Source organism: Paraburkholderia sp. A1RI-2L (genome assembly GCF_048957375.1).
Lineage (GTDB): Bacteria > Pseudomonadota > Gammaproteobacteria > Burkholderiales > Burkholderiaceae > Paraburkholderia.
In genome coordinates, this window is sequence record NZ_JARBTA010000004.1 from 357,908 (window position 1) to 375,711 (window position 17,804).

The 17,804-nt window shown below is 65.4% G+C and carries 13 protein-coding genes and 2 pseudogenes; 9 read left to right on the plus strand and 6 right to left on the minus strand.

Annotated elements, in window-relative coordinates; translation table 11 throughout:
- The first annotated feature begins 40 nt into the window (after positions 1 to 40).
- Positions 41 to 1,365: pseudogene (locus PWP93_RS30065) on the plus strand (EAL domain-containing protein).
- Positions 1,366 to 1,397: 32 nt separating this feature from the next.
- Here PWP93_RS30065 and PWP93_RS30070 read toward each other — a convergent pair.
- The 4 genes and pseudogenes from PWP93_RS30070 to PWP93_RS30085 all read right to left on the minus strand — a co-directional run bounded on the left by PWP93_RS30070 (position 1,398) and on the right by PWP93_RS30085 (position 6,375).
- Entirely contained in the window at positions 1,398 to 2,351 is a 954-nt protein-coding gene (locus PWP93_RS30070; RefSeq protein ID WP_421026893.1) for an ABC transporter substrate-binding protein, read from the minus strand.
- Between the two features lie 115 nt (positions 2,352 to 2,466).
- Positions 2,467 to 3,423: pseudogene (locus tag PWP93_RS30075) on the minus strand (ABC transporter permease subunit); the annotation flags it as partial.
- A 149-nt stretch (positions 3,424 to 3,572) separates the two neighbouring features.
- Positions 3,573 to 5,126: a sugar ABC transporter ATP-binding protein gene (locus tag PWP93_RS30080; RefSeq protein WP_421045872.1), complete on the minus strand. Its 1,554-nt coding sequence runs from the start codon at positions 5,124 to 5,126 to the stop codon at positions 3,573 to 3,575.
- The gene (locus PWP93_RS30085; RefSeq protein WP_421026895.1) at positions 5,113 to 6,375 is read right to left on the minus strand and encodes an ROK family transcriptional regulator; all 1,263 of its coding nucleotides are present in this window, start codon (positions 6,373 to 6,375) and stop codon (positions 5,113 to 5,115) included. The genes PWP93_RS30080 and PWP93_RS30085 overlap by 14 nt, the downstream gene beginning before the upstream one ends.
- A gap of 221 nt (positions 6,376 to 6,596) precedes the next feature.
- On the opposite strand from PWP93_RS30085, the gene PWP93_RS30090 reads away from it, so the two are divergent.
- The 4 genes from PWP93_RS30090 (at position 6,597) to PWP93_RS30105 (ending at position 9,435) form a co-directional block, all read left to right on the plus strand.
- Positions 6,597 to 6,950: a YciI family protein gene (locus PWP93_RS30090; protein ID WP_421028539.1), complete on the plus strand. Its 354-nt coding sequence runs from the start codon at positions 6,597 to 6,599 to the stop codon at positions 6,948 to 6,950.
- Positions 6,951 to 7,111: 161 nt separating this feature from the next.
- Positions 7,112 to 7,537 (plus strand): YciI family protein, encoded by a 426-nt coding sequence (locus PWP93_RS30095; RefSeq protein WP_421047278.1) that lies wholly within the window; start codon positions 7,112 to 7,114, stop codon positions 7,535 to 7,537.
- Positions 7,538 to 7,582: 45 nt separating this feature from the next.
- Complete coding sequence (locus tag PWP93_RS30100) at positions 7,583 to 8,005, plus strand: VOC family protein (RefSeq protein ID WP_421047279.1); 423 nt, start codon at positions 7,583 to 7,585, stop codon at positions 8,003 to 8,005.
- Positions 8,005 to 9,435, plus strand: a complete 1,431-nt coding sequence (locus PWP93_RS30105; protein WP_421047709.1) for an RNA polymerase sigma factor — start codon at positions 8,005 to 8,007, stop codon at positions 9,433 to 9,435. Before PWP93_RS30100 ends, PWP93_RS30105 begins: the two co-directional genes overlap by 1 nt.
- Here the strand turns inward: PWP93_RS30105 and PWP93_RS30110 are convergent.
- Both PWP93_RS30110 and PWP93_RS30115 read right to left on the minus strand, forming a co-directional pair.
- Complete coding sequence (locus tag PWP93_RS30110; RefSeq protein ID WP_421047280.1) at positions 9,432 to 10,085, minus strand: glutathione S-transferase family protein; 654 nt, start codon at positions 10,083 to 10,085, stop codon at positions 9,432 to 9,434. The genes PWP93_RS30105 and PWP93_RS30110 overlap by 4 nt on opposite strands.
- Before the next feature lie 158 nt (positions 10,086 to 10,243).
- Positions 10,244 to 11,215 carry a serine hydrolase gene (locus PWP93_RS30115; protein WP_421047281.1) on the minus strand — a complete coding sequence of 324 codons (972 nt, stop codon included), beginning with the start codon at positions 11,213 to 11,215 and terminating at the stop codon, positions 10,244 to 10,246.
- Between the two features lie 466 nt (positions 11,216 to 11,681).
- Here PWP93_RS30115 and PWP93_RS30120 point away from each other — a divergent pair, with 466 nt between their 5' ends.
- From PWP93_RS30120 to bktB, 4 genes are all read left to right on the plus strand, one after another.
- Positions 11,682 to 12,686 carry an AraC family transcriptional regulator gene (locus PWP93_RS30120; RefSeq protein WP_421028543.1) on the plus strand — a complete coding sequence of 335 codons (1,005 nt, stop codon included), beginning with the start codon at positions 11,682 to 11,684 and terminating at the stop codon, positions 12,684 to 12,686.
- A gap of 375 nt (positions 12,687 to 13,061) precedes the next feature.
- Complete coding sequence (locus tag PWP93_RS30125) at positions 13,062 to 14,852, plus strand: acyl-CoA dehydrogenase (RefSeq protein WP_421047282.1); 1,791 nt, start codon at positions 13,062 to 13,064, stop codon at positions 14,850 to 14,852.
- Between the two features lie 36 nt (positions 14,853 to 14,888).
- Positions 14,889 to 16,562, plus strand: coding sequence for an electron transfer flavoprotein-ubiquinone oxidoreductase (locus PWP93_RS30130; protein ID WP_421047283.1), 1,674 nt, complete (start codon positions 14,889 to 14,891; stop codon positions 16,560 to 16,562).
- A 45-nt stretch (positions 16,563 to 16,607) separates the two neighbouring features.
- Positions 16,608 to 17,795, plus strand: a complete 1,188-nt coding sequence (gene bktB, locus PWP93_RS30135; RefSeq protein WP_421047284.1) for a beta-ketothiolase BktB — start codon at positions 16,608 to 16,610, stop codon at positions 17,793 to 17,795.
- Positions 17,796 to 17,804: the final 9 nt, after the last annotated feature.

Here is a 17,804-nt window from a genome sequence, read left to right on the forward strand (position 1 = left end):
GCATGGTGTGATCGGCCTGCGGCCGACGCTCGGCGCGGCCATGGAGCCGTATATCCGCACGCTCAATATCGTCGACGGCGATCGACTTGTCTGCACTTCGGCGCTCGGCCAGCAGGCGCTCGCCCCGCACGCCGCGATGGCCGTCAATGGGCGCCTGCCGCGCGGCGACTGGCTCGCGATCGTGCCGCACACGCCGATGGTGGTCGATCGCCCGACGCTGCTGGTGGGCGTGCGCGCGCCAGGCGCACGCACCGTGGTTGCGGTGGTCGATTCGCAATATCTGCTCGACTTGCTGCGCGCGGCCGCTCCGCTTTCCGTGTATCGCCAGGCCGATTTGCGCGTGGGCACCGGCACCTCGCTGCGCGAAGCCCGTGACGATACCCCGCTGGCCTCGAGTCCGCTCGTGGCCGATACGCGCAAGCTGTTTGCGGGCAGCGTGATCGACCTGCAGCTTTACGGCGAGCCCGCGCACCTGAACGACATCTGGGGCGGCCTGCTGCTGCGTTACATGCCATGGGTGGCGGCGTTCTCCGCGCTGCTCGCGTGGCTCGTGCACCGCATGCAGCGCAGCCGCCAGTCGCGCCGCGAGCAGTTGCTGCGCGCGATACGCGCGGGCGAATTCCACGTCGAATATCAGCCGCTGTATGGCGTCGAGTCGGGCCGTTGCGAGGGGGCCGAGGCGCTGCTGCGCTGGGTGCGTCCGGGCATCGGCGCGGTGCGCCCCGACGAGTTCATTCAGGCCGCCGAGGAAGACGGCGTGATCGTGCCGCTCACGCAGCATCTGCTGAAGTTGATCGCGCGCGACGTCATGCGCTGGGGCACGCGGCAGGCTTTCACCTGGGCATCAACTTCTCGCCGGAGCATCTTTCGGGCGAGGACCTGCTACCTGACGTGCGGCGCTTCATCGCCCAGATCGAAGGGCGTCAGATCCAGACCGTGCTGGAAATCACCGAGCGCTCGATCATGCGCAATACCGGGCAGGCGCGGCACAATCTGGACACATTGCGCGGCGAAGGCGTGCAGGTCGCGATCGACGATTTCGGCACGGGGTATTGCGCGCTGTCCTATCTGGAGAAATTTCCCTTCGATATCCTGAAGATCGATCGAGGCTTCGTGCTTACGATCGATGCCGAGGGGCGCAGCGCAGTCGTGCTAGACACCATCGTTGGCCTCGCTCACAGCCTGGGCGCGCGCATCGTGGCGGAGGGCCTGGACTCGCAGGCGCAGTTCGAGTATCTGCGCGCGCGCGGCGTGAATTACATGCAGTGCTTTCTCTATGCGAAGCCGATGCCGGCTGATGTCTTCAGCCGCTGGTATAGCCGCGTGGGCAGCGAGGCGTGCGCCAGTCCGGAGGCGCACGCCTGAATCATGACAGGGGCAACGCCGAATAAAGCCACTCAATGCGGCGACGACCAGCCCTTGTAGCTGCCGATGTTATCGCGCGTGATGAGCTGCGGCGTCATCTGGATCAGCGGATTGGCGGGCTTCTTGCCGTTCATGATGTCGTAGCCCACCTGCACGGCCGTCTGCGCCATCTTCCACGGATCCTGGCTTGCCGAGGCCTGCACCAGCGTGCTGGTCTTGAGCGCCGTTTCGATATCGGGCGCGCCGTCCACCGAGGTGATCACGATGTTGCTGCGATTGAGCTGCTTGGCGGCCAGATCGCTGCCCACGGCCTGCGGATCGTTGATGGTGAACACGCCGGCCACTTGCGGGAAGCGCGTGAGATAGCCCTGCATGGTGTTCATGCCGCCTTCGCGCGAGCCCTTGCCGTCCTGGTCGTCGGAGAGGATCTTGATGCCCGGCGACTTCGCGAGCACCTGCTTGCAGCCGTTCACGCGGTCGATCACGGCCGAGACCTGCGGGCCGTTCTCGATGATCACGTTGCCCTTGCCGTTGATCTTCTTCGCCAGATATTCACACGAGATCTGGCCGGCCTTCACGTTGTCGGTCTGCACGGTGGCGTCGGCGCCCGCGGCAGCCACGTCCACGGCCACCACCACGATGCCCGCGGCGCGCGCCTTCTTCACGGCCGGCTCGATCGCCTTCGGATCGGAGGCGTTCAGCAGGATCATGTCGACGTGCGCCGAGATGAAGTTGTCGATCTGCGTGAACTGCTTGTTCAGGTCATAGTCGGCGGACACGGCGGTGACTTTCGCATTCGGATTGAGCTGCCTGGCCTTGGCTTCGGCACCCTGCACGATCGTGACGAAGTAAGGATTGCCAAGCGAGCCCACGGTGATGCCGATCGACTTCAGTTGCTTGTCGGCGGCATGCGCGCCCTGCAGCGCGAAACCGAGCGCGAGTGCGGCAGCGGCGCGAACAGCGAAAGCAGCCTTTTTCTTGAACATAACGATGTCTCCAGAGGGGTCCGGTTGGTGTGTGTCATGCAGGGCGGGGGCAGGAGGACCGCCTGCCCCCGCTTTCAAAGCCGGTTCAAAGCCGGTTCAAGGCCGGTCAAGCGTTTCAGGTGCGCGCCGAGCCGCGCTGGCGGTAACGGTCGAGCGCCACGGCGCCGACGATCACGAGGCCCTTGATGATGTATTGCCAGATGTCCGAGACGCCCAGCAGCACGAGGCCGTTCGAGAGCACCGCGATGATGAGCGCGCCGATCAGCGTGCCGACGATCGAGCCCACGCCGCCCACGAAGCTCGTGCCGCCCAGGATCACCGCCGCGATGGCGTCGAGTTCGTACGACTGGCCGAGCTGCAGGCCGTTCGCGGCATAGAGGCGCGCGGCCGACATCACCGCGCCCAGGCCCGCGAGCAGGCCCGAGACCGCATAGACGAACATCTCGATGCCCCACACCTTGATGCCCGAGAGGCGCGCCGCTTCGGGGTTGCCGCCCACCGAGTAGATGTGCAGGCCAAGCACCGTGCGGCGCAGCACGAACCACGACACGGCCACCACCACCAGCGCGATGATCACGAGCCAGGGCACGCCGAACACCGTGCCGTTGCCGATGAAGGCGAATGAGAGTTGCGGATTGAAGACGGTGGTGTCGTGGCCGATGAGGCGGGCGATGCCGCGCACGGCCGTGAGCGAGCCGAGCGTGACGATGAACGGCGGCAGGCGCAGCAGCGAGATCAGCGCGCCGTTGACGATGCCAAAGCCGAGCCCCACGCCGAGCGCGGCGGGAATGCCCAGCCAGCCCCAGCCCGGCACGGTCGAGCACAGCATGGCCGTGACCGCCGAGGCGGCCAGTATCGAGCCCACCGAGAGGTCGATGCCGCCCGTGAGAATCACGAAGGTCATGCCGGCGGCGAGCACGATGTTGATCGACGCCTGCTGCGCGACGATCGAGAGATTCTGGAACGTGACGAAGCCATCGGTCAGGAAGCCGAAGCCGATGCATAGCAGCACGAGCACGGGCAGCATGCCTGCCGTGCGCATGAGGGATTTCATGCGGGCGCGATGGCCGTTGGGCGCAGCGCCCCCGCGCGCGGCCTGGGCCGGTTGGGCGGGCGACGCTGCAACGCCGTGGCGGGGAAGGATGTTCTTCATGATGTCGTGCTCCTCAATATCTCTTCGACTGGTGCGTCGGACGGGTGCGTCGGACGGGTTCGTCTGTATCAGGCGGCCTCGTCCAGCGCGTCCTGCGAGCCGGTGGCGAGTTCGATGATGGCTTCCTGGGTGATGGGCTTGCCGGTGTAGCCGCCCAGCTCTCCGGCGAATTCGCCTTCGCGCATGACGAGCACGCGGTCGGCCACGCCGATGATCTCGGGCAGTTCGCTCGAAATCACGATGATGCCCACGCCGGTTTTGGCGAGGTCGTTGATGATGCGGTAGATCTCCGACTTCGCGCCGATGTCCACGCCGCGCGTCGGCTCGTCGAGGATCAGCACGCGCGGTCTGGTTTCCAGCAGGCGCGAGAGCAGCACCTTCTGCTGGTTGCCGCCCGAGAGCGCGCCCACGTTCACGCGCGGGCTGGGCACGCGAATCGAGAGCGAGCGGATCGAGTCCTTCGCGCGCGACGCGCCGCGCGCGAGGTCGAGCACGCCGAAGCGCGCATCGCGCCCGGCCACGGCCACGTTGATGTTGTCGCGCACGCTCATGTCGAGAAAGAGGCCCTGATGCTTGCGGTCCTCGGTCAGATAGACGAGGCCCGCCTCAATCGCATCGCGCGGGCCATGCACGTGGAGCGTGCGCCCGTCGATGGCGATCTCGCCACGCACGCGCGGCTCCGCGCCGAAGATCAGGCGTGCGAGCTCGGTGCGGCCCGCGCCCACGAGGCCGGCAATGCCGAGCACTTCGCCCGCATGCAGGTCGAGACTGCAGCCGCGCACGCGGTTGTGGTCGGCCACGTCGCGCACCGTGAGCACTGCCTTGCCGGGATCGTAGGGCGCGTGCTCCTTTTTGTAGAACCCCGAAATATCGCGGCCCACCATCATGCCCACGAGGCTTTCCGCGTTGAGCGCGTCGCGCATCAGCGTGCCCACGTAGCTGCCGTCGCGCAGCACCGACACGCGGTCGGAGAGCTCGTAGATCTCGGCCATGCGGTGGCTGATGTAGATGATCGCGAGCCCTTCCTCGCGCAACTGGCGGATCAGCTTGAACAGACGCTCGGTTTCGCGCGAGGAGAGCGGCGTGGTGGGCTCGTCCATCACGATGATGCGCGCGTCGCCATGCACGGCGCGCGCGATTTCCACCAGCTGGCGTTCGGCGATGGAGAGCGAGCCCACCAGCGCCGCGGGGCCGAAGCTGGCGCCGAGACGCTTGAGCACGTCTTCGCAGCCGCGCTCCATGGCGGCCCGATCGACCATGCCGAAGCGGCGGCCGCCGCGGCGCAGCTCGCGGCCCGCGTGAATGTTTTCGGCAACCGAAAGGTTCGGCGCGAGGCTCAGCTCCTGGTAGATCACGGCCACGCCCAGCTCGCGCGCGGCGAGCGGCCCGTCGATCACGACCGTCTTGCCGTCGAGCACGATCTCGCCGCCGGCGTCGGCCTGATACGCGCCCGAGAGAATCTTCATGAGCGTGGATTTGCCCGCGCCGTTCTCGCCCATCAGCGAATGCACCTCGCCGGGCCACACCGAGAGGCGCACGTTGTCGAGCGCGCGCACGCCGGGAAACGTCTTGCTGATACCCCGCATTTCCAGCAGCGGGGGCGTCTGTTCAGAGCGCGACATGGCTCTCCTCCTGCGCTTGTACGTTGGCTTGTGCGCCGGCGCCCATCAGGATGCCCGCACGCGGCGAAAAGTTGAAGAACATGGGCAGCGTGGCGGCGCCCAGCGCGCCGGCGTCGGGGCCGAAGGTGCCGCGCACCAGCGCGGGCGTGCCGCGCGCCTCGGGCGCGGTGGCCGCCACGGCCACGCGCAGGCGCTGCATGAGCGTATCGATGAGGCCCGCGTCCACGTCGGCGTCGAGCACCACGGCCGGCACGTCGAGCACGCACAGCGCGGCGCGCAGCGCGGGCGCGAGTGCATCGATGCAGTCGTCGAGCCATTCCCCGACGGCCGGATGGCCGCGTGCGATGCACGCCTCGATATCGGCGCGGTTGTCCACCGTCTCGCCGTGATATTGCAGATGGCGGCGCAGCGCGATGAGCGAGGCGCGCGAGAGCAGGATGTCCCACTTGCCGGCGGGCTTGTGCGCCGAGGGCAGGGCGCCCGGCGGCACGGGCATCACGGCGAAGTCGCCCGCGTTGCCGGAGAGGCCGCGCACGCAGTCGCCGTTGATGGCGATGCCGCCGCCAATGGCCGGGCCGAGGAACAGATAAAGGAAGTCGTCGCGCTGACGGCCGCAGCCGTAGAAGATTTCGGCGATGGCGGCGGCGTTGCCGTCGTTTTCGCTGAACACGGGCAGCCCGAGCGCGCGGCCCAGCTCGCCCGCGAAATCGACGTCGCTCCACACGCGGAACGCCTCGGCGGGCAGACCCAGCTCGCTCAGCCAGCTGCCAAGGTTGTACGGCTGCGCGACGCCAATGCCCGCGAGCCGGCTGCGCTCGGATTTATCCAGCAGGGCGGATAGTTCGCGGATGTCCTGCTGGACGATGTCCTGCGCCACCGAAGGCTGGGGGAGCAGCATGTCGTGCGAGCGCCGGCCGATCATCTGGCCCGCGAAGTCGACCAGCACGGTTTCGATATTGGTCCGGTCGAGCCGCACGCCGATGGCGAACGCGCCGCGCGGCGCGAGCCGCAGGAGCGAGGCGGGCTGGCCGCGTCCGCCGTCGAGGCGCCGTCCGCTCATCTCGATGAGGCCGTTTTCCGCAAGCGAGGTGATGATGCTGCCCACGGCGGTGCTGGTGAGATTGGCGAGGCGGGCGAGATCGGCCTTCGAGGCCTCGCCGGCGCGCCGCAGCGCCTGCAGCAGCAGTCGCTCGTTGAAGCGGCGGACATTGGCCGAGTTGCTGCCCTGGCCGACATGCGGACTTCTCACGTGTTTTTCTCCGGTTGCGCCAGCAAAGGGTGTGACAGGGTTGGCGACTAAATAAATCAAGTTGATTTATTTAATGACGGAACGCGGCCTGTGTCAGCCTGGGGAAATCCCGGTCGCCGTGTAGCCGCCACGTCTTCCTCCTGAGCTATGCTTTCTTTGCTTTCAACGGCTTTCATCTGTGCGCGGCGATCGTGCACGGTGCACACAGGAACAGGAACTTCATGGCATACATGCTGCTCATTGCAGAACCGCGCGGCCAGCGGAACGCGCGCACCCAGGCCGAGGGCGAGGCGCTCTACGCCCGCATGCTGCGCTTTGCCGACGATCTTGCCGTGCGCGGCGTGTTGATCGACGCGCAATCGCTCGTCTCCGACAAGGAGGCCGCTCGCGTGCAGGTGCGCGAAGGGCGGGCCAGCGTGCTCGACGGCCCGTTCGCGGAGGTCAAGGAAATGATAGGCGGCTTTTTCATGGTCAATTGCGCAACGCGCGCAGAGGCCCTCGCCATCGCGCGCGAATGCCCCGCCGCCGAGTGGGCGAGCGTGGAGGTGCGCGAGCTTGGCCCGTGCTTTCGCTAGTCAGCGAAGGCTGATTGGCGGCATCGGCCCAGGTAGTTTCCCTGGGTAAGCAAAAAAAATATTCAAGCGATGTCGATTTGCTGGGCCGTGACGCGTCGTGTGAATGAGCGCATCGAAACGATGGCGCTAACCCCGCATCCGAATGGAGACAGGAGAAAGCAATGCGATTCATGATCATGGTGCGCGCCAACGCGCTGAGCGAATCGGGCGACACCCCCAACGACCCGGAGATGTTCGCCCAGATGGCCACCTACCACGAGGAACTGGCCAAGGCGGGCGTGCTGCTCGACGCCTCGGGCCTGCAGCCGAGCTCGCGCGGCTTTCGCGTGCGCTACACCGACGGCAAGCCGGCCATTGTCGACGGCCCGTTCATCGAGACGAAGGAGCTGATTGCCGGTTACACGCTGATCCAGGTGCGCTCGCGCGACGAAGCGCTCGAATGGGCGCGACGTTTCCCGGCGCCGTTCGGCAAGCACACGGACGGCGAGATCGAAGTGCGCCAGCTTTATGAACTCGAAGATTTCGCACCGTGCGAGGGCATCGAACGCTTTGGCGCGCTCCTCGAAAAAGAGCGCCGCGCCAAATAAGCGATTTATTCTGCAATCCAGACGATATCGATAAAGGAAACCATCATGCACAAGCATATTTTCGTCAATCTGGGCGTGCGCGACCTGAAGCGCTCGATGGACTTCTTCGGCAAGGTTGGCTTTACGTTCGAGCCTAAATTCACCAACGACAAGGCTGCCTGCATGGTGATCGGCGAGAACATCTTCGCGATGCTGCTCACCACCGACTTCATGCGCGGCTTCACTGACAAGGCGCTCGTCGATGCGCGCGAGCAGACCGAAGTGCTCGTGTGTCTTTCGTGCGAGTCGCGCGACGAAGTGAACGCGCTCGTGGAGAAGGCGCTGGCGGCGGGCGGCAGCTCGAAGCGCCCGCCCATGGATTGCGGCGATGCCATGTATGGCCGCAGCTTCGAAGACCCCGACGGCCATATCTGGGAGCTCATGTACATGTCGCCGGAAGCGGTCGAGAAAGGCGCGCACAGTTCGTGATGCACGAGGCGCGCCGCGAGCATGACGAAGCAGCCGGCCAGGCGGCGACGCACCGCGCGATTGCCGCGGTCTGGCGCATCGAATCGGCCAGGGTGATTGCCCATGCCGCGCGCCTGCTCGGCGACGTGGGGCTCGCCGAGGATGCCGCGCAGGACGCGCTGCTCGCGGCGCTCGAAAGCTGGCCTGCGAGCGGCATCCCCGCCAACCCGGGAGCCTGGCTCATGACGGCAGCGAAGCACCGCGCGCTCGACCGCTTGCGGCGGGCCGCCTCGCATGCGCGCGCGCACGAAGCGCTGGGCGCCGATCTCGAAGCGCTCGAAGCGCACTTCGCGCCTGATTTCGTCGATGCGCTGGACGCCGCGCGCGAAGACGATATCGGCGACGACCTGCTGCGGTTATTGTTCGTGGCCAGTCATCCGGTGCTGCCACGCGAGGGGCGTGTGGCGCTCACCTTGCGGCTCCTGGGCGGGCTGACCACGACCGAGATCGCGCGCGCGTTTCTCGTGGCCGAGGCCACCGTCGCGCAGCGCATCGTGCGCGCGAAGCGCACGCTGGCGGAGGCAAACGTGCCGTTCGAAGTGCCGGACAAGGCCTCGCGCACGGCGCGGCTTGCTTCGGTGTTCGAAGTCATCTATTTGATTTTCAATGAGGGTTATGCAGCGACGGCGGGCACGGACTGGATGCGGCCGGCGCTTTGTGAAGAAGCGCTGCGCCTCGCCCGCATGCTTGCCGAGCTGGCGCCCGAGGAGTCTGAAGCGCATGGGCTTGCCGCGCTGCTGGAATTGCAGGCGTCGCGATTGCCTGCGCGTGTGGACCGGCAAGGCCGCGCGGTGCTGCTCGCCGACCAGAACCGCGCGCGCTGGGATACGCTGCTGATCCGCCGCGGCCTTGCCGCGCTGGCGCGCGCTGAACAATGTGCGAGGTTGGCGGGGGAGCGATCCGCAGCGCGGCCCGGCGCTAAGCCAGATGCGGGATCGGCGCAGCGAGAGGCCGACGCGGCGCTTGGGTCGTATGCGCTGCAAGCCGCGCTCGCCGCGTGTCATGCGCGCGCGCCGAGCACGCCGGAAACCGACTGGGCGCGCATCGTTTCGCTCTACGATGCATTGCTGCGCATCGCTCCGTCTCCCGTGGTGCAGCTTAATCGCGCCGTGGCGGTGAGCATGGCGCAGGGGCCACAGGCGGCGCTCGACATCGTCGATGAGTTATGCGAGGAGCCGGCCTTGCGCCAATACCCCTGGCTGCCTGCCACGCGCGGCGATCTGCTTGCGAAGCTGGGCCGCGCCGATGAGGCGCGCGCCGAGTTCGAGCGCGCCGCCGCGCTCACGCAGAATGCGCGCGACCGCGAGGTGCTGCTCGAGCGGGCCGCAACGGCACCAACCGATCAGCCGAACGTGAACGGCCAGCACCGGAATTTCAAAACACGCACCTAAACATTGCGCGGCGCAATGCGCTCGCCTGGCATCAGTTCATAGGGGGCCTTCCAGCCGGGCAGATGCGCGATTCGCTGCGCCCAGCGCGCGATGTTCGGATAAGCGACGGGAAGATCGAAGCCCGTTTCTTCGGCTGGATAGAACACGTATCCGGCGAGCGAGAGATCGGCGATGGTGGGCCGTTCCCCCACCATATACTCGTTCCCCGCGAGATGGGTTTCGACAATCGAGTACGCGGCCTCGGCCCGGCCCTTCAAGAACTTCTGGACTTCGGGGTGCTGCGGAGTTGTCGCGAACGAGCGGAAGTAGCGATAGGTGGCGATATAGCTGGTGAACTTGTGGTTATCGAACAGGATCCACCGCAAGATTTCGCGCCGCTCGTGATCGCTGCGCGCGGCGAATGTTCCGAGGCGATCGGCGAGGTAGTCGAGAATCACGCCCGATTGCGTCAGCGTGTTGCCGGCATGTTCGAGAACGGGCACTTCACCCATTTCATTGGTGTTTGCGCGCCAGTCCGCGCCGCGCGTTTGCCCGTGGAAAAAGTCGACGAACACCGGTTCCCAGTCGACGCCTGAGCAGGCGAGCATCAGCGCCACCTTGTACGCGCTGCCCGATTGCGCAAAGCAGTGCAGCTTGTATTCCGTGCTCATGATGGTCCTCCGGGGTGCGCCCTTGGGTTATGCCATCGGCAGCGTAGCAGCAAACCGGCGTGCTGTACGCAAGCGGCCACTAATTCGTTGGCAAGGGCGCGAGCGGCGTGGACGTGGTGCGTTGCTGAGGGCATCGCTTCAAGGGAGCCTCGCCGGCCTCAGCGCAGCGAGCAATTGAGCCAATGCGCGATGCGCATGCCGTCGAGGCGCGAGCCTTCGGCGCTCGCGCTGTCGAGCATGACGACAATCACGGGGCGCCGCCCGTGCACCATCACGCGCATGACCATGTTGTGCCCCGACTCGTTGATGAAGCCTGTTTTCTGCAGGCTCGCCTGGACGCGCTCGTAGCGCACGAGGCGGTTCGTGTTCACGTACAGGAGTTTTCCGGGGTCGGTGAATACGAGTTGCTGTTTGTCGGTCGAGTAGCGGCGGATCAGCGGATAGCCGTTGGCGGCACGCACGAGCCGCGCAAGCTCGCGCGCGGTGGAGACGTTGCGCGGCGAGAGGCCCGAAGCGTTGACGAAATGCGTGTGCGGCATGCCGAGCTTGCGCGCTTTGGCGTTCATTGCTGCTACGAACGCGGGGCGCCCGCCCGGATAGTCGCGGGAAAGCGCCGCTGCCGCGCGGTTCTCCGAGGACATCAGTGCGATATGGAGCATGTCGGCACGCGAGAGGCTCGAGCCCACCGGGAGCCGCGAATGGGTGAACTTGAGTGTGTCGAGGTCGGCGTCGGTCACGGCAATGTGGCGTGCCAGCGGCGTGTCGTGCTGATCGAGCCAAACCACGGCGGTCATCAGCTTCGAGACCGATGCGATGGGGGCGACGGCGTCGGCGTTGCGCGCGTAGACCGGCGTGCGCGTTTTTTCATCGACGACATAGACCGAGCGTGAGAAGAGCTTTCTGCGCGAGGCCGGCGTGAAGCCGCAGCGCGTGCGCAGGCGCGGGCCGGCCGTGCTGGTTGTGCTGGTTGTGCTGGTCGTGCCCCCGGGTGTCGCGCGTGCCGCGTGCCTGCTCTTTGCTGCGCGCGGCGGACGCGATGTATGCGGCGCGGCTTTTACCTTTGGCCGCTTTGCGCGGCGTTTCGCATCGGACGCTTCGCCGCTCGCCAAGGCCGGCGAAGTGCGTTGCACGGAGCGCCGCTTGCGCGTGATTTTTTTCTTTTTAACGGGCGCGTGCGCGCGCATTTCGGTGTGATGCCGCTGTGGCGTGGTGGCGAAGGCGCCGGTTGCGGTCAGGCTCGCAATGAGCAGGGCACAGAGAACCAATGGGAGTCGAAAAAGGGAAATCACCGGCGGACGCAGTTGAAGCTTGAGTTCGGAAGGGCTGAATATCCAGGCGAGTTTCGGGCGTGAATTTCGCACCGAATGGAATCGGGACCTGGAGGTACGAGTCCGCGCCACGATGTGCGCGAGACCTCCATGGTACAGGCACGTTGCTGCGCGGTGCAGTTTGTGGCCGTGCAACGATTCGTGATGCAGCGTCACCCATGGCAGCGGGCTCGATGGCGAGACGCGGTTCGGAAGTATCATGCTGGTTTGCGTAGCAGCGCTCCTAACAAGACAATTCTGTTTCGGCCGCCTGGCCGCTTACCCACGCATGCAACTCACGGGCTCGACAGTTCCCATTTCCCTCGTACGCGGTTTTCTTGCTGCCGCCCAGGCGCGGCCGGAAGTCGTTGGCCACTATCTGGAACAGGCGGGCATTCCTGCGGAACTGCTCGACGAACTCGGCGCGCGCGTGACGGAGGAGCAGTTCTCCACGCTCTACCGCCTGCTCGCCATCGAACTCGATGACGAAATGCCGGGCATCTTCAGCCGCCCGTTTCGCAGCGGCACACTGAAATTCCTCTGCCTGAGCCTGCTGGATGCACGCAACCTCGAGACGGCGCTGCATCGCTTCGGCCAGTTCTTCCATATCGTGCTCGACGACTTCCGGCTCGAATCGCGCCGCAGCGAACTCGTGGCTCAGGTGGAGTTGCGCCCGCATGCCGCGTTCGGGCCGATCGGTCCGCTCGGCCAGGAGTTGATGCTCAAGCTGGTGCACGGTGTGTCGTCCTGGTTGATCGGCCAGAAGATCCCGCTGCTGCAAGTCGAACTGGCCTGTGCGCGGCAGCCTCACGCGCTCGATCACCGCTACTTCTTCTCCTGCCCGGTGCGTTTTGGCTGCGAGACCGCGCTGTTCCGCTTCAGCGCCGCCTACCTCGACATGCCGATCCGGCAGAGCAAGCGCAATCTCAGGCAATTTCTCGAGCGCTCGCCCGGCGAGTGGATTTTCGAGTCGTTCAGCGAGCAACTCGTGAGCCATCAGGTGCGCCAGTATCTGGCCAGCACGCTGCCCGATCTGCCGACCATCGAGGCGGCGTCCATGCATTTGCATTGCTCGGTGCGCACGCTGTGCCGGCGGCTCGCCTCCGAAGACACGTCGTTTCAGATGCTCAAGGACGATCTGCGGCGCGACGTGGCGATCCAGCGCCTCACCGATACGCAGGACACCATCGCCGCAATCGGCGCCGACATCGGCTTCGACGACCCCAGCGCCTTTCATCGTGCCTTTCGCCACTGGACCGGCAGCACGCCCGGCACTTATCGCGGGCGGCCCTGAGCAGCGCGTCCCGGTTCGAGCGCTCCCGGGTGTGATTCCTGCTGCTTGACTGTCCGATGTGTCCAGTTTTGCACGCGATCCGCACCTGACCCGGTTCTGTTCCCCTGCACGATTTCCAGGCAGATTTCACGCCGGAAGCGGCCCCCCGCCCTAAGGGGGCGCGTGCGCCGAAGGCACCAGGTTCAACCCTGGTCACCCGAGCCTCTCATCGAATTCCGGCAAGCCGTGGCAAGATTTGTCACTAGATGGGCCGGTTTGGACAGTTTCGCGGGCGGGTTTTGGGGCTACGATCCATCGAAATCGCCCCAGGTGCGCCGGCTCCGCAGCCAGCCCGCGCCGCGGCTCCCGAGATCCACGCGTGAAAAGAGGTTCGCCATGAGCTTTACCGCCCCCGTCAAAGACATGCTGTTCGTGCTGAAAGAATTGGCCGGCATCGACGAAGTTTCCACCTTGCCCGGCTTCGAGGATGCCGGATTCGACACCGCCCAGGCGGTGTTGGAGGAGGCTGCGAAGCTGTGCGGGGAAGTGCTCGCGCCGTTGAACGTGGAAGGCGACCGTACGCCGAGCAGCTGGCATGACGGCGAAGTCACGGCCTCGCCGGGCTTCAAGGCCGCGTTCGAGCAGTTCGCCGAAGGCGGCTGGCAAGGTTTGCAACACCCCGCCGAGTTCGGCGGCCAGGAGCTGCCGAAGCTCATCGGCACGCCCTGCAACGAAATGGTCAACGCCGCGAACCTGTCGTTCGCCCTGTGCCCGCTGCTGACCGACGGTGCGATCGAGGCGCTGCTGACCGCCGGCACCGAAGAGCAAAAGGCCCGCTACGTGCCGAAGCTCATTTCGGGCGAATGGACCGGCACGATGAACCTGACCGAGCCGCAGGCCGGCTCCGACCTCGCCCTCGTGCGCTCGCGTGCCGAGCCGCAGGCCGATGGTTCGTACCGCGTGTTCGGCACGAAGATTTTCATCACGTGGGGCGAGCACGACATGGCGAAGAACATCGTCCACCTCGTGCTGGCGCGCGTGCCGAATGCACCCGAAGGCGTGAAGGGCATTTCGCTTTTCATCGTGCCGAAGTTTCTCGTCAACGAAGACGGCAGCCTCGGCGCGCGCAATGACGTGCATTGCGTGTCGATCGAACACAAGCTCGGCATCAAGGCGAGCCCGACGGCCGTGCTCCAGTACGGCGACCACGGCGGCGCGATCGGCTATCTCGTGGGCGAAGAGAACCGCGGCCTCGAGTACATGTTCGTGATGATGAATGCAGCGCGCTTCGGCGTGGGCACGCAGGGCGTGGCGATTGCCGAGCGTGCGTACCAGCAGGCAGCGGCGTTCGCCAAGGAACGCGTGCAGAGCCGCCCGGTGGATGGCTCGGCGAAGCAGTCGGTGACCATCGTGCAGCACCCCGACGTGCGTCGCATGCTCGCCACCATGCGTTCGATGACCGAGGGCGCGCGTGCGCTCGCCTATGTCGCGGCAGGTCACTGCGATATCGCGCATCGTCATCCGGACGAAGCCGTGCGCGAGCGTCATCAAGCGATCTACGAATTCCTCGTGCCGATCGTGAAGGGCTGGAGCACTGAGATGGCCAACGAGGTTACGAGCCTCGGCGTGCAGGTGCATGGCGGCATGGGCTTCATCGAGGAAACGGGCGCGGCGCAGCACTATCGCGACGCACGCATTCTCGCGATCTACGAAGGCACGACGGCGATCCAGGCAAACGACCTGATCGGCCGCAAGACGGTGCGTGACGGCGGCGCGGTTGCGAAGGCGCTGCTCGGCGAAGTCGCGAAGACGATCGAGTCGCTCGCCCAGGCCGATGGCGCGGAAGCCGCTTCGATGCGCGTACAACTTGAACAAGGCGCACAGGCGCTCTCGCGTGTCGTCGACTTCATGATCGAGAACGTCAAGCGCGATCCGAACGGTACGTTCATGGGCAGCGTTCCCTATCTGAAACTCGCGGGCATCGTGCTGTGCGGCTGGCAGCAAGCGCGTGCGCTGCTCGCGGCGCAGCGCAATCTCGCCGACGATCCGTCGTTCTACGGCGCGAAGATCGCCTTGGCGCAGTTCTATGCCGACCATGTTCTCTCGCAGGCCAATGGCCTCGCGACGGCAGTGCTGGGTGCGCGCGGCGCGCAAGGCGTGCTGGCGCTCACGGAAGAACAGTTCTGATACCGGCCTGACGCCGGCCGAAACGGGAAACGCAGCATGAATACGAACGATTTGATCGCACAATACGGCCCACGCGAGTCGATGGAATACGACGTGGTGATCGTGGGCGGCGGCCCGGCAGGCCTGTCCGCGGCGATCCGCCTGAAACAGCTGGCAGCAGAAAATGGCGCTGAGATCGGCGTGTGCGTGCTGGAAAAAGGCTCGGAAATCGGGGCGCATATCCTCTCGGGCGCGGTCATGGATCCGCGCGCCATCGGCGAGCTCATTCCCGACTGGAAAGAGCAAGGCGCGCCGCTGAACGTGCCGGTTACCGAAGATCAATTTCTTTTCCTTTCGGAAACCAGCGCGAAAACGGTGCCCAACTGGGCGCTGCCGGACAACTTCAAGAACCACGGCAACTATGTGATCAGCCTCGCGAACGTCACGCGCTGGCTTGGGACAATGGCCGAGGCGCTGGGCGTGGAAATCTTTCCGGGTTTCCCGGCCGCCGAAGTGCTCTACAACGACGATGGCTCGGTCAAGGGCGTGGCCACCGGCAACATGGGCGTCGGCAAGGATGGCGAGCCTACCGAGAATTTCCAGCTCGGCATGGAGTTGCACGCCAAATACACGCTGTTCTGCGAGGGTTGCCGCGGCCATCTGGGCCGTCAACTGAACGAGCATTTCAAGCTCGGCAAGGACGCAGACCCGCAGGTCTACGGCATCGGCATCAAGGAGCTGTGGGAGATCGATCCGGCCAGGCACAAGCCAGGCCTCGTGATTCACACGGCGGGCTGGCCGCTCGAAAAAGACACGTACGGTGGCTCGTTCCTCTACCACACCGACAATAACCAGGTGATGGTGGGTTTCGTCGTCGGCCTCGCGTACCAGAATCCGTACCTCTCGCCGTTCGAGGAATTCCAGCGCTACAAGACGCATCCGGCGATCCGCAAGTATCTGGAAGGCGGCAAGCGCGTTTCGTATGGCGCGCGTGCAATGACGGCGGGCGGGCTGATGTCGCTGCCGAAGCTGGTGTTCCCGGGCGGCGCTTTGGTGGGCGACGACGCGGGCTTCCTGAACGCTGCGCGCATCAAGGGCAGCCATGCGGCGATCAAGACCGGCATGCTCGCGGCGGAAGCGGCGTTCGATGCGGTACAGGCCGGCCGCCAGAGCGATGAACTTGCCGCGTATCCGGAAGCGTTCAAGCAGTCGTGGCTCTACACGGAACTGTACAAGGCGCGCAACTTCAAGCAGTGGATGAGCAAGGGCCTGTACCTGGGCACGCTGATGGTGGGCGTCGAGCAGAAGCTCATGGGCGGCAACGTGCCGTGGACGCTGCATCACCAGCACCGCGATCACGAGATGCTCAAGCCGGCGTCGCAGTGCAAGCCGATCGAGTATCCGAAGCCCGATGGCAAGCTCACGTTCGATCGCCTGTCTTCGGTGTTTATTTCCAATACGAATCACGAAGAGAACCAGCCGGCCCACCTCACGCTGAAGGACATCACCGTTCCGGTGGGCATCAACCTTAAAACTTACGCGGGTCCCGAATCGCGTTTCTGTCCAGCAGGCGTCTATGAATTCGTCAAGGACGATTCGGACGATGACCGCCTGCAAATCAACGCGCAGAACTGCGTGCACTGCAAGACCTGCGACATCAAGGATCCGACGCAGAACATCGTGTGGGTCACGCCCGAGGGCGGCGGCGGCCCCAATTATCCGAACATGTGATGCACGCGGCGCAATCGCGAGCGAGACAATGAGCAAGGAGCGGAAATGAGCAAAGAAGTCGTGGTAGTAGGCGGTGTGCGAACCGCAATCGGCAAATTCGGTGGCAGCCTGAAGGATTTCGCGCCCACCGAGCTCGGCGCGATCGTGCTGCGCGAGCTGCTCGCGCGCAGCGAGGTCAAGCCCGAAGACGTGGGTCATGTGGTGTTCGGCAATGTGATTACCACCGAGCCGAAGGATCTTTATCTTTCGCGCGTCGCGGCCATCAACGCGGGCATTCCCGATTCGACGCCGGCCTTCAACGTCAATCGCCTCTGCGGATCGGGCTTGCAGGCGATCGTTTCGGCTGCGCAGACCATTCTGCTGGGCGACGCCGATGTCGCGATCGGCGCGGGCGCGGAGAACATGAGCCGCGCGCCGTATATCGCACCCGACATGCGCTTTGGCGCACGCATGGGTGACGCGCGTTTCATCGACATCATGCTCGGCGCGCTCCACGACCCGTTCAATACGGTGCACATGGGCGTGACCGCCGAAAACGTCGCGCGCAAGTTCGACATTTCGCGCGAGCGTCAGGATGCGCTGGCGCTCGAATCACACCATCGCGCGGCGCGCGCGATTGCAGAGGGGCGGTTCAAAAGCCAGATCGTGCCCGTCACGCAGAAGGTGAGGGGGCGTGAAGTCGTGTTCGACACGGACGAGCATCTGCGCACCGACGCAACGATCGAAGACTTCTCGAAGCTCAAGCCTGTCTTCGCGAAGGAGAACGGCACCGTGACGGCCGGCAACGCCTCGGGCATCAACGACGCGGCCGCAGCCGTGCTGCTGATGTCGCGCGAAGCGGCCGAGCAGCGCGGCGTCAAGCCGATGGCGCGACTCGTGGCCTACGGGCACGCCGGCGTCGATCCGCTGCACATGGGCATCGGCCCTGTGCCGGCCTCGCGCCTCGCGCTGCAGCGCGCGGGCCTGCGCGTCGAAGACCTCGACGTGATCGAATCCAACGAAGCCTTCGCGGCCCAGGCATGCGCGGTTACGCAGGAACTCGGTCTCGATCCCGCCAAGGTCAACCCGAACGGCTCGGGTATCTCGCTTGGCCATCCGATCGGCGCGACCGGTGCGCTCATCACCGTGAAGGCGCTGCACGAGTTGCAGCGCATCGGCGGCCGCTATGCGCTGGTGACGATGTGCATCGGCGGCGGCCAGGGCATTGCGGCGATCTTCGAGAACCTCGCTTGAGGTTCGATG